We start from the raw sequence: 14,870 nt of genomic DNA on the forward strand, positions 1-14,870 counted from the left end.
AAAAGTTGTATCTCAAATTTCCGTTACGTGTGAAAAGGTCCAACACGGAAACATAATTCTTCTTCATGCTCCTCACTTGGAAATAAATCCTCTGAAAAGCATTCTGATATAAAGCAATTTGTTTCTAACTTTCGTGCAAATCCTTTAAATAGAGCTTGAGACGCTTTATTAGATGGAGTAACAGTTGCTTCTAGGTAACGAACGTTACGGCAAGTGCTTCTATTTATTAATTCATGGAGTAGCTTTGATGCGATTTGTTTGCCTTGGTAATTGGGATTTACCCCAATTTGCCAGACGAACACAACATCTTGCTTTTCTGGAGGTATAAATGCAGTTACAAATCCGACTAGTTTTTCGTCTTCCTTTGCTACAACGCATGTGTTGGCAAAGTATTCACTCATCATAATGTACTTGTATGCAGAGTTTTGATCTAATGTGGATTCTTGCACGAGCTCCCACATGGATCTCCCGTCCTCAACCCTAGGCTTACTAAAGGTAATTTTACCGGTCTTGTCGGGATCGATGGTTACTTGACTACTAATGATAAAATCTCCTTTCACAAACTTGTTTTTTAATACAGTATTTATGTTAAAGTGGTCTGAAAATTAAGGCAAATGAGTTAATGGAGGATATGTAAGGATAAAACATCTTAATCATTGGTTAAACAAGTAAGGCCATAAAATCATTAAAAAATGCTCCGGTATTGTTAGTTTTTCTTCCGAATATTCAAGATTTGCTTTTTGGTCCCAATAAATAAAATTCGAATAAATCCTTATACATAAAGGGTTTTTCCTGTAAATAAAAATTTTATCGTAGAATAATGAAAATGGAGAAAACGGGTCAAAAGTAGCAGTGGTTGTTAATGGTCAGACTCTATATGGTCAATGGGGCAGGAAGGGGAGCCAGAAAAATAACCTTTCATCTGAACATTAGAAAAAGAAAAATAAGTCTAAAAATATGATAGAATGAATCTATAAAACCGTTAAAAGAGAGGAGAAATGAACATGTTGGAGAAATTAAAGCAAGAAGTACTGGAAGCAAACCAAGCACTTCCGAAAAACAACCTAGTTACGTTTACGTGGGGAAATGTAAGCGGTTTAGATAGAGAGAGTGGCCTGATGGTAATAAAGCCAAGCGGCGTACCTTATGAAGAGTTGAAATTAGATGATTTAGTTGTACTCGACTTACAAGGCAATGTTGTAGAGGGGAAGCTGAAACCGTCTTCCGATACTCCAACACATCTTGTGCTATATCGTAATTTCAAAGACATTGGAGGGATTGTTCATACCCATTCCCCTTATGCAACAAGCTTTGCACAAGCGGGAAAAGGAATACCGGCGTTAGGTACAACTCATGGTGATTACTTCTATGGTACGATTCCTTGTACAAGACCGATGACAGAAGTGGAGATAAAAGGGGACTATGAGTTGGAAACAGGCAATGTAATAGTGGAAACCTTTGAAAATATCGATCCAAACCAAGTGCCAAGCGTACTACTCCACAGTCATGCTTCCTTTAGCTGGGGTAAAAATGCAACCGATGCCATTCATAATGCAGTTGTATTAGAGGAAGTGGCAAAAATGGCGCTCTGGACCTATCAAATAAATCCAAATACACAAGCAATGGATCAGCAATTACTAGATAAGCATTATTTAAGAAAACACGGTAAATATGCTTATTATGGACAGTGATAAAAAGGAGCCTTAGAGTTAGGAAGATAGACTCTAAGGCTCTTTGTTCTATTTAATTTCCACCCCATCTTTACTATAAAACGTAATCGTGTAAGGTAGCCCATCAATATGTGGTTTAAACCGATCGGACTCAAATATAGCTACAATGTTCTCTTGGATTCCGTTAGCAAGCTCCTCAATAGATGAATCAGAGCTATTTAAATCCAGGTCAATCCTTAAATGTAAGGTGCCATCTGTGATCTTATGTCCAACATTTCGAACGTGGTAGTCTGTTTTGCCATACAATTCATTGCCAATAAAGGAAATTACTCTTGATTCCATCCATTTTCGTTCCGCTTCTGGAAGCTCCTTATGTGATATTACTTGGACAAGGGGTTCATCGGAATGCTTTACTTCTAGTTCTTCATAGATAAAGACGGTATCTTTCGTTGCGTTTGCTACGATTTCCTTCACGTCATCCTTAACCGATTTGAAATATTCCTCTGTCCCGATAATCCACACTTCCATACTTTTTTGTTCATCAATATAGCGAATCTCAATTTGTTCCTTATTGATATTTTCAGCACTTAAGGCTTGGTGTATTTTATCTAAATCCTTGCTATATTGTTCTTGGTATGCCAATTCTTCGTAATCAATCTCTATCCTATCTACAACTACTGTATAGGCGTCATACCCTTCCGAATGTAGTGCATTTTCAGCGATTGTTTTAATTTCATCTTGTACGGTTTGTAAATATTGTTCTGTACCATCCACTGAAATTTGTACTATTTTATCGGGTTGAAATTGCAGCCCTACAGAAGCAATTTGAAAGCCTTTTTTCTCTAGCTTTTCGGATATCATTTGAATCGGATCTTCTTTTTCAAATAAAGAACCGATCACCGGTAATTTGGCGAAGGTGCTTGCCATAGCAGGTGAGAAAAAGGCTGACCCAAACAAAATACTTAAACCAAGGATGGCTGCAGTAACAGCGTAAATAGCGGGCTTCTTAAGTCCCTTTTTTTCTTTGCCCTTGGCGGCCTTCATAGCTTTCGTAAGACGCTCCTTGGGAATTGCAATCTTCTCTATTTCTTTATGAAACTGTTTTCGAAAATCAGCCATTCATCCAATCCTCCTCTTTTAGCTCTTTTTTCAGTTGATTTGTAGCCCGATGAAGATATGTTTTTACCGTTCCTTCAGGGCAGTCTAGTATTTCAGCTATTTGTTTTACTGTGAAATCCTTATAAAATCGGAGAATAATTACTGTTTTGTAAGTAGCGGATAGCTTATCAATCGCAGCCATTAAATCCATTCGTGCCTCTAGGGGATTCCCCTCAGTTTTGGCGTAATCCTCTACATTTTCAAAAGGAATCACCTTTTGATTTCTTTTAATAAAATCTAACGATGTGTTGATTAAAATTTTTGTTAACCAGGTATGAAAAAAGTCAGGTTCTTTGAGGTTATGAATCGATTTAAAGGCTTTATAGGTGGTTTCTTGGAAGATATCAATTGCATCGTTTTCATTTTTTACATAAAGATAAGCAATACGATACAGCTTGTCTCGTTGCTCATCAATTAATTCGTAAAGGGCAGACCTATTGCCGGATATAGCTTTTTTAATTTTTCTCTGAAATGTCACTCAACCGACCTCCTTTCTAACCTTTAGACTGAAGTGAATAGGAAAACGTTTCAATTTTATTGGAAGCTTTAACAGATAAGTCTTAACTCTATTAAAACAAAAAAATGACGTGTGTCTATACACACGCCATTATACATCCTAATTTAACTCATGGAGACTTCTTCGGTTTGCTTCTGTTGTTGTATCAGCTTTCGATCGTAGCTGTAGGTTGTAACATATGGGATAAAATACAAAACAATTAAGATTCCAAATAAAACATGGATATTGGAGTAATCTACTACTAAGCCACCTAATACTGGTCCTGTCATTCTACCAGCTGCGCCAACACTGTTAATGATACCTTGATAAAATCCTGTTTTTCCCTTTGGAGCTAAATCATTGGCTAAGCTTGGGACCGCTGGCCAAACGAGTACTTCACCAATTGTTAAAATTGTCATTGCGATGACAAAGTCGATAAAGGTGTTTGCAAACAATAAGTAAACAAAGGAAATTAAAAAGATTGTATTTCCGATATAAATTTGTGTTTTCGTAGAAGGAATTTTGTTTCCAACAAATTTGACGATAGGTTGAGCTAGAATAATCAATAATCCATTAATGGTCCAAAGCAAACTGTATTGGCTGACCTCCATACCTAGGTCTTGTGTGTAGGAAGAAATCGTTCCTTGCCACTGGGAATATGCAATCCAACAAACTAGGAAGCCAATACTTAAAATGATGAGCGAGTACAAGGATGCTTTATTGGCAATTTTCTTACCTTGATCAATAACAGTCGTGTAGCTTTGAGCGTTTGCTAATTTATCCATTGGTTTAAATGCAAACACGACAACAATAAAGAATATAAAGAAGACACTCGCATTTCCAATAAATATATAATCAAATGAGTAGCTGGCAATAAAGCCGCCTAAAGCTGTCCCTAAGGCTACCCCTAAATTTTGGGCTACATACACCGCATTAAAGGCTCTTCGACCACCTTCTGGCCATAGAGATGCGGCCATTGCAAACATAGAAGGACCGATTACTCCTGAGCTAAATCCAATTAAAATTAATAGAATAATATATGGAACAATACTATGATGAAACGCTAGCGTAATAGTGAATACAATAGCAGAGGATGTTCCGAATAGTAGCGTTTTATAGCCGCCAATTTTATCAAATAAATAGCCACCAACTAAGTTTCCTAAGATGGCAAATCCTTGGTTGAACATTAACACGATGCCAGCAAATGTTAGTGATGTACCTAATTCATTATGCATATAGATCGTATTCAAAGGCCAAAGAAAGGAGCCACCTGTTACATTAATGGCAGTTGCAATAACTAATATCCATATATACTTAGGCACAAGCTGTCATCTCTTTTCTAGAGGTTATTAAAATTCTAATGAATCATATTACGAAACGTAAAAATTTGCAATCCTTTTGTATTGGATTGATAGTAAAACTCTTCCTATTTCGAAAAACAGACTTATCCGTATAAAGAAAACTGTGATATAATACTTCGGAACCTACCTTAAATGCTTCTTATTTTCCCTCTGAAAACCTCACTAATTTCACAAATGGAGTGATACATATGAGATTAATTCTTGCCGAAAAACCTTCAGTAGCAAAAAACATTGCCGATGCCCTAAATGTAAAGACGAAAAAAGACGGTTATTTTGAAGGAAATAACTATATTATTACGTGGGCGTTTGGTCATCTTCTCCAGCTATACGATGCAAAGGATTATGATCCAAAAATGCGAAGCTGGAAAATGGAGAACTTCCCCTTTATTCCGGAATCCTTTAAATATAAAGTGAAATCGAATCCCAGGAATCGGGACCAGGCGGATGGTGGAGCGCAAAAGCAGCTCAAAACAATCCATTATTTAATGAGTCGAAAGGATGTAGATATGATTATATCTGCATGTGATTATGATCGAGAGGGCCAATTAATTGGGGATAGTATTATTTATAAGCAAAAGCCTTCAAAGCCTGTATATCGCCTACTGTTAAATGAATGGACGAAAAATGGAGTATTGGAAGGCTTAGAAAACATGAAATCCAATCAAGAGATGCGACCTTTACTGGATGCTGGAATGAGTCGCCAATGGGCGGATTGGATTATTGGCATCAATTTAACATCTGTTGCAACGTTAAAGTATCAAAAAGGAAAAGGGAAAGCGCTCAATATTGGAAGAGTGCTGCTACCAACATTAAAAATCATTTACGATCGGGATAAGGAAATTGAACAATTTGTCCCAGAAGACTATTTCAAGTTAACTGCAACCTTTCAAACAAAAAGTGAGGAAACCTATGAAGGGGTATATGTAGAGGATGCGGTAGAAAAGTTCAAAAAGAAAGAAACGCTCGAGGCTATACAAAACCTATTAGCGAACCAAGCAGCTACAATAGTAGAAAAAGAAGTAGAGAAAAAGAAAGAATATGCACCACCTTTATTTAATCTAACAAACTTACAAGGTTTTATTACGAATAAATATAAAGGCTGGTCCGCAGATAAAGTACTAAAAGTAGCCCAAACTCTCTATGAAAAAAAGTTTATTACCTATCCAAGGACATCTAGTATCGCATTAGATGAGAGTTTAGTAGGGAAGATGGCGAATGTATTAAAGGCTGTTTCCGCGAATCTTGACTTTAAGGATGAGATTCGGTTCACGAAGTCTAAAAGGGTGTTCAACAATAGTAAAGTAGAGAGCCATAGCGCCATCACTCCGACGTATGTGTTGCCAAAATCCCTCAGCAGGGACGAGCAAATTGTCTATAATGCAGTAAAGAATCGATTTATCGCCCAGTTCATGCCTGTTGCGGAGTATGAGCAAACAAAGATTATGACGAAAGTAAACCATGAAGAAATAAAAGGGGTTTTTGTTTCGAAGGGGAAGGTACAGCTAGAAGAAGGCTGGAAAAAGGTGGAGAACATACAATCCAAGGATACCCTTTTACCGAATGTGGAATTAAAAGAGATCGTAAATCTAGTAAATTCCGATCTTTCTACCCATACCACCAAGCCACCGAAAAACCATACAGAGAAAACATTATTAAAGGTAATGGAAACGTGTGGAAAGAGCTATAAAGACAATGATACAGATGAGGAACTGCTGGGGAGCATATTAGCAGGCTTTAGTATAGGTACGCCGGCAACAAGAGCGGATACGATTAAAAAACTAAAGGATGTCGGCTATATTACGTCACAAAGCAAATTTCTAACCTGCACAGAGCTTGGAAAACGTCTAGTAGAAACATTCCCTGTAAAGGATCTGTTTGACTTAGAGTTTACCGGTAAATTGGAGAAGACGTTATACGATATTGAAAAGGGGCACGTGCCTAAAGTAGAATTTCTTCAACTAATTAACAGGTTCACGAACGAATCGGTCAAAAAAATAAAGGTAGAAAAAGACGTAATCCTAAAAGAAGTCCAAGCGACTCGAAGAACGAATGAAGTGCTTGGTAAGTGCCCTGCTTGTGGGAACAATGTTGTGGAGACCTCGAAAGGGTTCGGCTGTAGCAATTGGAAAAATGGCTGCACCTTTGTCATATGGAAAAATGATAAATTCTTAAAAGCACTCAAGAAAAAGCCAACTAAAACGATGGTAAAAGCAATTCTGAATCAAAAATCTGCTTTTGTAAAAGGACTTACAAGCAAAAAAGGCACCAAATTTAATGCTTACTTAAAATATGAGAAGAATTCAGAGAATGACTACTTTAGCTGGAAGATGGAGTTTTGAGTTGGGGGGGTGCAGGGTGCCTGTCACTCCCCGGATTATGTCGTATTATGTCGAGGGGTTTTTATAATCTGTCTCTAGCCCTCTACTCTGCAATAGAAACCATCCCACTTGCTACTTCCTTTATTTCCTCCACCGTATTCTCCTTAATTTGACCGGAGTCATCATAATAAAAGTGATGAACCTTTGGCGGCAAGGATAAATCTAATACAAATGGAAGAAAGTAGTGGATATTCCGAACGACTTCATGTGAAGTAAGAATCCAATCAATCTCCTTCCACTCAACATTCCCCTCATTTGAGGAGGCTAATTCTCCATCAAATTCATTGGAATAATAAACATACATCCCGTCTGTATTATTCCACTTTACAATCCCTCGAAATTGAATGTTATGTATCGTAAGGCTCGTTTCTTCTTCTGCCTCTCGTTTCGCGGCGTCGATAATTTTTTCATCTTGTTCAATTTTGCCTCCAACAAAATTCCATTTGTTTTTATTGGGGTGCTTCTCTCGAAAAAGCATCGCAAGTTTATTTTGCTGTTGGATGATGCAAAGCGTGTAAGATAGCATTCTATTATTTCTCCTCTCATTTTCAACGTTTACCTTAACCGATCCTTTATTTCGCACCTTTAATCTCTTTTTAACGAAAAACTCATTGCTTATGATAACCCGTATCCCTCATAATGTAAAAAACTATATATGGAAAGGGGTATGGTATGCATATTCAGGAACGCATTAGACAATTTAAAGAGCAACAAAAAAATCGAGGGAGGCTTTTAATTAGTTGTCCAGATAAACCGGGTATTGTTGCTGCGGTTTCTCAATTTTTACTGGAATTTGATGCAAATATTTTGGACTCCAATCAGTATTCCACTAATCCAGAAGGTGGGACCTTTTTTATTCGAATTGAATTTGAGTGCCCGCGGTTAGAAGAAAAGAAAAAAGCGATGCAAACCCGCTTTCATCCTATTGCAATGCAATTTTCGATGGAATATGAATTTAACTTTGTATATAACGTGAAAAAGTCTGCTATTTTCGTGTCAAAGGAGCTACATTGTTTACGGGAGCTATTATGGGAATGGCAATCAGGGGATTTGATGACGGAAATCGCAATTGTCGTTAGTAATCATGAGGATGCTAGAGAAATTGTAGAGTCTATGGAGATCCCGTTTTATTATATCCCTGCAAACAAAGATATTCGTAAAGAAGTAGAAGCACAGCAGCTCCAACTACTTCAAGATTATGATGTAGATGTCATTATACTAGCCCGCTATATGCAAATTTTAACCCCGGCTTTTGTAAAGGCTTATCAAAACAAAATTATTAATATTCATCATTCCTTTTTACCAGCATTTGTTGGAGCAAGGCCATACGAAAGGGCTTATGAGCGAGGGGTGAAATTAATTGGCGCCACCTCTCATTATGTGACAGATGATTTGGATGAAGGCCCAATTATTGAACAGGACATCATGCGGGTTAACCACCAGGATAATGTTCGAGATTTAAAGAAAATTGGGGCAAACATTGAGCGTGATGTCCTAACAAGAGCAGTAAAGTGGCATCTAGCCGATCGAATTATCGTACACGGAAATAAGACAATTGTTTTTCCGTAATCTAAGAAGCTTAGGAAAAGTAATCCTAAGCTTTTTTTTATTTCCCAAGCAAAACGAAGAATAAAATGGGTACTAATTTTCCACAAAATTTCTAGGCGAATTTCCTAAAAAATCGTTCACACCTTTTTGGGCAAACACATACTATGCCGTTGAGAGGTGGTTTTCGAATGGAAGAGAAACACGTAAATAAATCTGCATTATTAGTGGAAAAGGAAGATTGGAAAAAACGACAACGAAATAACCGACTGAAAAAGATCCTTACCATTTCATCTCCAATTTTCGTTTTGCTATTATGGGAAATTCTTTCGAGAACAGCAATCATTGATCCAAGATTTTTCCCGCCTCCAACCGTAATATTATCCACACTATATGATATGGCAGCAAGTGGAGAACTATTGGAACATGTAAAAATTAGTTTGTATCGGATTTTGGGAGGATTTTTACTTGGGGTAATACCTGCGATTGCCCTTGGTTTACTAATCGGAATGTATTCGCCATTTCGTCATTTCTTTCAACCACTTATTATGGCCTTAATGCCAATACCAACATTAGCGATGCTACCAATTATCATCATTATCTTTGGTATTGGAGAGTTTTCAAAAATCGCAACCATAGCCATTAGTGTCTTTTTCCCTGTCGTCATTAATACTGCAGCCGGAGTTATGAACATTGACAAAATTTATACCGATGTAGCTCGCAACTATGGAGCAAGTCCACGAAACTTTTTCTTTAAAATTGCGCTTCCAGGCTCTTTGCCAGTAATGCTGGAAGGAATCCAAATGGGGCAGGCCATTGCATTGCTAACGATTGTTGCGGCGGAAATGCTAGGTGCTAATTCTGGTATTGGATATTTGATTTGGATGAATTATAAAGCATTTCTACTTCCACAAATGTATGTAGGTCTCGTATTGATATCGTTCTTCGGATACTTATTCTCCCTTGTAATTCGAGGCTTACAAAGTAAATTAGTTCCATGGAAGTAATGTTTGGAAAGGTGGCGATTCTTTGAATACAAAAATTGAGGTAAACCAACTAACGAAGGTCTTTTTCAAACGAAACGAGAGTGTAGAAGCGATAAAAGATGTAAATATGAACATTACAGATGGGGAATTTGTATGTATTTTAGGACCGAGTGGATGTGGAAAGACGACGCTTTTACGAATATTAGCAGGTCTAGAAACACCTAGTACAGGTCAATTTACTATACACCAATCCAGTAAAGAGAAACCACTTCAATCCATGGTTTTTCAGGAACAGGGTGTTATTCCATGGTTAACAGTGGAGCAGAACGTTTCCTTTGGCTTAAAAATGCGGCATGTACCAAAGAAAATCGTAAAGGAACGGACAAATTATTATTTAGAAAAGGTAGGCTTAAGGAAATTTGCTAAGCTTTATCCGAAAGAATTATCTGGGGGAATGAAACAGAGAGTCAGTATTGCGCGAGCTTTTGCAAATGATCCGGAAATTTTACTTATGGATGAACCATTCGCCGCGTTAGATGAGCAAAACAAATTCATTCTACAAGAAGAATTACTTAGTATTTGGGAGGAGTCCAAAAAGACTGTTTTGTTCATTACACATAGCATAGATGAGGCAATTTTATTAAGTGACCGTATCTTCCTCATGAGCTCCCAGCCTGGTACAATCGTGCAAGAGAAGAAAATTGATTTGCCAAGGCCTAGAAGGATGGAAGAAGTTCGAGCCAATGAGGAAATGGCGAAAGAATTTGTGGAAATATGGCAGCATCTACAAACAGAAGTGCAAAGCTCGCGTTTGAAATAAATAGTATTAGAATCTATGAAAAAGGAAGATGATGGTTAATGAAAAAAGGCATTTTAAGGTGGGTATCTATTCCTTTTCTAGTATTTATCCTGATAATAGCAGGTTGTGCGAAGGAGGAGGAGCCAGCTGAAAAGGAAACATCAGAGGAGCCAACTACATCGGAAAATGGCGATCCTTTAGCACCACTTAAGGAAACGGCAACTGTAGTCATAGCGGAGGATGGCTCGGCATCTGGTGCAGGCTTTTATATCGCGGATGCTTTAGGATATTTTGAAGAATACAATATTGAAGTAGAATTTGCTACATTTGCCAACAGTGATGAAATGCTACCGGCTGTTGCAGCAGGTGAGGTGGATGTAGCAGGAGGAATTTCCTCTGCATCCTTCTTCAATTCCATCGCCCAAGGAATTGATGTTAAATTCATAGCAGATAAAGGACATAATATTCCAGGTAACTCCTATTTTACCTTTGTCATTCGAGAAGATTTACAGGATGAAATAGTAGATTATGCTGATTTAGAAGGGAAAAAAATTGCGGTTTCAACGCAAAATGCAGTAGATGATTATATTTTTGAGCAAATGTTAAACCACGCTGGGCTGACAAGAGATGATGTGGAATTTGTATTAATGTCAGACTTCGGTAATATGTTATCGGCGATGGCGAATAAACAGATTGATGCCGCTCTCCAAATTGAGCCCCTCATTACACAAGGGGAAAGTGAAGGGATTCATGTAAGATTTCATGATGCAACGGATTTTGCACCAGAGGCACAGATTGCGATGGTGTTAGGGTCACCAGTATTTTTAGAAGAGCGTCCAGAAGTAGCGAAGCGTTTTATGGCAGCTTATATTCGAGCAGTCCGAGACTATAATGATGCGTTTGTAAAAGATGGGGACAATAAAGATGAAATTATTGACGTGATGACAGAATATACTGCCTTAAAAGACCCTGAAATTTGGCAAGACGTCGGGGTAACAGGTTTAAATCCAGATGGTCAAATGTTCATTGAGGACATTCAAAAACAATATGAGATGTACAAAGCAAACGGTGCAATCCAAGGTGAAATTGATTTTGACAAAGTTGTAGATCTGTCTGTAACAAATGAGGTTGTAGAAATTTTAGGGGAATATGAGTGAAAATAGATGAAGGATGCTCACGAAATGGTGTGCATCCTTTTTTACGTTGGCTTTCTGTTCCATATAACGCTCCTTATGACTCGCAGCTTTATTCTTTTGTTCCATTTAATCGTGTTTCTGTTTCATGCAGCGATACATAAAATACCTGAAGTCCCTTCTGTTTCAAAATAAGCCCCTTCTGTTTCATGTGGATCGCTATAGGGTTCAAAACTCTCGGTTTCTGTCTCATGTCAGCTGTCTTCTGTTTCAGAACCAGCATTTTCTGTTCCAACAGTATAAAGCACTAGGGAAAAAAGACTTGTCCTAAATTTTAAAGGGATTATTAAAAAAGTCGATAATATAAATATAGGAAGGTGTTCATGGAAAGGAGAGAACAATGAAACTAGTAAAATACGTAATGATTGCAAGTCTCTCTTTAGTATTAGTTGGATGCTCGTTTGCGGATGAATACACTGCTAATTTTTTTCAGGATGCAGAAGAAGTACTGGAGGATATGCACGAAGCTGATGAGGGGGAATACGCATCTGAAATAGATCCAAAAGTACATACGGACAATAGTATCGGGGAAGAGGAACAGGCGGATAAGGAACGACAAGAGCCAGTGGCAGAAGAAGGTTTCTGTCTTGGGGAAATGGGTACGTGTGAGGAAGTGGGGAATCGATACTTAGAGGAATTGGGACTGTACGCCTCTTCTATTTTGGAAGGACCGGTATCGGACGGACTTACGAAAAGGCAGTTCTATGAACCAATCGTTTCGTATTTAGTAGATGGAGAACAAATTGTAGATCCGATTCCAGAGACGGATGATACTGCATACGATACGTTTATTGAGAACACCGCAGAGCATGAGCGTATTTGGGAGCAGATCAATGCAGTTATTCCAAAAGATAAACGGGATATGTTAGAAGTGCTTATCTTTTACACGGATGGAAAAATGAATGAATTGGCGTCTGTAGAACCAACGGAATACGATCCAACGAAGTGGATGCTGAACATAGATATAAAAGATGTGGATGATCCATACATTTTTATTAATACAATTGTTCATGAATATGGTCATCTCGTAACATTGAATGACTCGCAAATTGATACTATTGAGGATACTTATTTAGCTACTAACAATCCTGACCAATATGAGGCGCTACAAAGTAGCTGTCCAACCTACTTCACGGACTTTGGTTGTGCACGGCAAGGGTCGTATCTTCATGATTTTTATGAACAGTTTTGGCAAGGAGAAATAGAAGATGAATGGTTAACCCTAGATCCATTTAATGAATGGGAAGTATATGATTTTTTTGAACGCTATTATGATGAATTTTTACATGATTATGCCGCAACAAGCATTTATGAGGATATTACCGAATCGTGGACCTTTTTTGTGTTTTCGGAGAAACTGTATTATCCAACTGAGGTTTGGGAGGAAAAAGTCAATTTCTTTTATCAATATCCTGAATTAGTACAATTAAGGGCAGAAATTTTAAAAAATGTAGCGGAACTATTATCTACTTAATGAATATGAAAATAGTAAACGACTGCTTCTCTTTTTGGTATAATCGAGAATAGTTTAATGAAAGGGAGAAGCTAGCAATGATCAAACGTTTTTTATCCTATTATATTCCACATAAGAAACTATTTTTAGTAGATTTCACTAGTGCAGTAATTGTAGCAATATTAGAATTGGCTTTTCCACTAGCGGTTCAATGGTATATCGATGAGCTGTTGCCAGATGAAAACTGGTCGATGATTGTTTCTGTTGGGGCAGCATTACTTGTGCTGTATTTGGTTAGTACAGGGCTACAATACGTCGTGAACTACCTAGGGCATAAGCTCGGCATTAATATTGAAACAGATATGCGGAAAGAGTTATTTGTCCATGTGCAAAAACAATCTTTTCGATTTTTTGATAATACCAAAACGGGCCACATTATGAGTCGGATTACAAATGACTTATTTGACATCGGAGAGCTTGCTCACCATGGTCCTGAGGATATGTTTATTGCGTTTATGACATTTATTGGCGCCTTTTGGATCATGCTTTCGATTAATGTCCAATTAGCATTAACCATTATTTTAATCGTGCCTATTTTAACTTGGGTTATCGTCGTATGTAACATGAAAATGAATAAGGCTTGGCGGAAAATGTACGGTAAAATAGCCGATGTAAACGCCCGAGTAGAGGATAGTGTATCTGGAGTTCGTGTTGTTCAATCCTTTACAAACGAAGGCTTTGAAATTGACCGTTTTACGGTTGATAACAATAAGTTTCGTAAAGCCAAGCTTGGTGCTTATAAAGTGATGGCTTATACGAATTCAAGCATTTATATACTAACCCGTTTGATAACACTTATTGTACTAGTATTTGGTGCTTGGCTAACATTTAATGGTGAGCTGAAATATGGGGAATTAGTAGGATTTGTCCTGTATGTGAATGTACTGCTAAAGCCAATTGATAAAATTAGTGCCCTTATGGAATTGTATCCGAAGGGGATGGCGGGCTTTAAACGGTTCACTGAATTACTAGATGCAGAACCAGAAATTAAAGATACGAAAGACGCGGTGGAAGTTGCAAATCTTCAAGGAAATATCCATTTCAACGACGTGTCCTTTCATTATGAACCGAATAAACCAGTACTTGAAAATATTCATTTGCAAATTAAGGCTGGGGAAACGGTTGCTTTTGTCGGGCCTTCTGGTGCTGGGAAAACAACCATTAGTTCCTTAATTCCAAGGTTTTATGATGTGAATGATGGAAGTATTACGATTGATGGTATCGATGTTCGAAATATGACGCAGCAATCGTTAAGGTCCCAAATTGGAATTGTGCAGCAGGATGTCTTTTTATTTACTGGAACCATCCGAGAAAATATTGCGTATGGGAAATTGGATGCAACAGATGAGGAAATTGAAGAAGCGGCACGACGAGCGCATTTGCAATCCTTTATTGAAGGATTAGCAGAAGGGTATGAAACCCAAATTGGAGAGCGAGGGCTTAAATTATCTGGTGGTCAAAAACAACGGTTAGCTATTGCTAGAATGTTTCTGAAAAACCCACCGATTCTTATATTAGACGAGGCAACCTCAGCGCTTGATACGGAAACGGAAATGATTATTCAGAAAGCATTAACAGAGCTTTCCCAAAATCGGACGACATTGGTGATTGCCCACCGATTGGCTACGATTCGAAATGCCGATCGAATCGTAGTCGTGACAGAGGATGGCATTGCAGAAGAAGGAAAACACGATGAATTAATTGCACGAGGCGGCATTTTCGCAGGCTTGCACCAAGTGCAGTATCAGCATCAGTAATTAGGAAGAAGAAT

General features: G+C 37.9%; 13 protein-coding genes. 8 read left to right on the plus strand and 5 right to left on the minus strand.

Annotated elements, in window-relative coordinates; genetic code table 11:
* Positions 1-23: 23 nt before the first annotated feature.
* Positions 24-500, minus strand: a complete 477-nt coding sequence (gene ectA / locus C1A05_RS00965) for a diaminobutyrate acetyltransferase (RefSeq protein WP_255398288.1) — start codon at positions 498-500, stop codon at positions 24-26.
* A gap of 504 nt (positions 501-1,004) precedes the next feature.
* Between ectA and araD the strand changes: the two genes are divergently transcribed.
* On the plus strand, positions 1,005-1,691 hold the full coding sequence (araD, locus tag C1A05_RS00970) for an L-ribulose-5-phosphate 4-epimerase (RefSeq protein WP_102026303.1): 687 nt from the start codon (positions 1,005-1,007) through the stop codon (positions 1,689-1,691).
* A 48-nt stretch (positions 1,692-1,739) separates the two neighbouring features.
* Here araD and C1A05_RS00975 read toward each other — a convergent pair whose 3' ends face one another.
* The 3 genes from C1A05_RS00975 to C1A05_RS00985 all read right to left on the minus strand — a co-directional run bounded on the left by C1A05_RS00975 (position 1,740) and on the right by C1A05_RS00985 (position 4,646).
* Complete coding sequence (locus C1A05_RS00975; RefSeq protein ID WP_102026304.1) at positions 1,740-2,789, minus strand: DUF4179 domain-containing protein; 1,050 nt, start codon at positions 2,787-2,789, stop codon at positions 1,740-1,742.
* Positions 2,782-3,306, minus strand: a complete 525-nt coding sequence (locus C1A05_RS00980) for a sigma-70 family RNA polymerase sigma factor (RefSeq protein WP_102026305.1) — start codon at positions 3,304-3,306, stop codon at positions 2,782-2,784. Before C1A05_RS00980 ends, C1A05_RS00975 begins: the two co-directional genes overlap by 8 nt.
* A 143-nt stretch (positions 3,307-3,449) precedes the next feature.
* On the minus strand, positions 3,450-4,646 hold the full coding sequence (locus tag C1A05_RS00985; protein ID WP_102026306.1) for an MDR family MFS transporter: 1,197 nt from the start codon (positions 4,644-4,646) through the stop codon (positions 3,450-3,452).
* 227 nt (positions 4,647-4,873) lie between these two features.
* Here C1A05_RS00985 and C1A05_RS00990 point away from each other — a divergent pair, with 227 nt between their 5' ends.
* Positions 4,874-7,024 (plus strand): type IA DNA topoisomerase, encoded by a 2,151-nt coding sequence (locus C1A05_RS00990; RefSeq protein WP_102026307.1) that lies wholly within the window; start codon positions 4,874-4,876, stop codon positions 7,022-7,024.
* An 82-nt stretch (positions 7,025-7,106) separates the two neighbouring features.
* Here the strand turns inward: C1A05_RS00990 and C1A05_RS00995 are convergent, their stop codons facing one another.
* Complete coding sequence (locus C1A05_RS00995) at positions 7,107-7,589, minus strand: NUDIX hydrolase (RefSeq protein ID WP_102026308.1); 483 nt, start codon at positions 7,587-7,589, stop codon at positions 7,107-7,109.
* A 146-nt stretch (positions 7,590-7,735) separates the two neighbouring features.
* On the opposite strand from C1A05_RS00995, the gene purU reads away from it, so the two are divergent.
* The 6 genes from purU (at position 7,736) to C1A05_RS01025 (ending at position 14,856) form a co-directional block, all read left to right on the plus strand.
* Positions 7,736-8,632 (plus strand): formyltetrahydrofolate deformylase, encoded by an 897-nt coding sequence (gene purU, locus C1A05_RS01000; protein ID WP_102026309.1) that lies wholly within the window; start codon positions 7,736-7,738, stop codon positions 8,630-8,632.
* A gap of 167 nt (positions 8,633-8,799) precedes the next feature.
* On the plus strand, positions 8,800-9,615 hold the full coding sequence (locus C1A05_RS01005) for an ABC transporter permease (protein ID WP_102026310.1): 816 nt from the start codon (positions 8,800-8,802) through the stop codon (positions 9,613-9,615).
* A 22-nt stretch (positions 9,616-9,637) separates the two neighbouring features.
* Entirely contained in the window at positions 9,638-10,414 is a 777-nt protein-coding gene (locus tag C1A05_RS01010) for an ABC transporter ATP-binding protein (RefSeq protein ID WP_234998241.1), read from the plus strand.
* A gap of 38 nt (positions 10,415-10,452) precedes the next feature.
* Positions 10,453-11,550, plus strand: a complete 1,098-nt coding sequence (locus tag C1A05_RS01015; RefSeq protein ID WP_102026311.1) for an ABC transporter substrate-binding protein — start codon at positions 10,453-10,455, stop codon at positions 11,548-11,550.
* Between the two features lie 376 nt (positions 11,551-11,926).
* Positions 11,927-13,060, plus strand: coding sequence for a hypothetical protein (locus C1A05_RS01020; RefSeq protein ID WP_102026312.1), 1,134 nt, complete (start codon positions 11,927-11,929; stop codon positions 13,058-13,060).
* A gap of 77 nt (positions 13,061-13,137) precedes the next feature.
* Complete coding sequence (locus C1A05_RS01025; RefSeq protein ID WP_102026313.1) at positions 13,138-14,856, plus strand: ABC transporter ATP-binding protein; 1,719 nt, start codon at positions 13,138-13,140, stop codon at positions 14,854-14,856.
* Positions 14,857-14,870: the final 14 nt, after the last annotated feature.

It is taken from the genome of Salirhabdus sp. Marseille-P4669 (assembly GCF_900240405.1).
In the GTDB taxonomy this organism is placed as follows: domain Bacteria; phylum Bacillota; class Bacilli; order Bacillales; family Alkalibacillaceae; genus OEQK01.

Bases quoted from the DNA above. Each gene is read 5' to 3' on its own strand.
- purU (WP_102026309.1), top strand. From the start codon at position 7,736: ATGCATATTCAGGAACGCATTAGACAATTTAAAGAGCAACAAAAAAAT.
- C1A05_RS01020 (WP_102026312.1), top strand. From the start codon at position 11,927: ATGAAACTAGTAAAATACGTAATGATTGCAAGTCTCTCTTTAGTATTA.
- C1A05_RS01005 (WP_102026310.1), top strand. From the start codon at position 8,800: ATGGAAGAGAAACACGTAAATAAATCTGCATTATTAGTGGAAAAGGAA.
- C1A05_RS01015 (WP_102026311.1), top strand. From the start codon at position 10,453: ATGAAAAAAGGCATTTTAAGGTGGGTATCTATTCCTTTTCTAGTATTT.
- C1A05_RS00975 (WP_102026304.1), bottom strand. From the start codon at position 2,789: ATGGCTGATTTTCGAAAACAGTTTCATAAAGAAATAGAGAAGATTGCA.
- C1A05_RS00995 (WP_102026308.1), bottom strand. From the start codon at position 7,589: ATGCTATCTTACACGCTTTGCATCATCCAACAGCAAAATAAACTTGCG.
- araD (WP_102026303.1), top strand. From the start codon at position 1,005: ATGTTGGAGAAATTAAAGCAAGAAGTACTGGAAGCAAACCAAGCACTT.
- C1A05_RS01025 (WP_102026313.1), top strand. From the start codon at position 13,138: ATGATCAAACGTTTTTTATCCTATTATATTCCACATAAGAAACTATTT.
- C1A05_RS00990 (WP_102026307.1), top strand. From the start codon at position 4,874: ATGAGATTAATTCTTGCCGAAAAACCTTCAGTAGCAAAAAACATTGCC.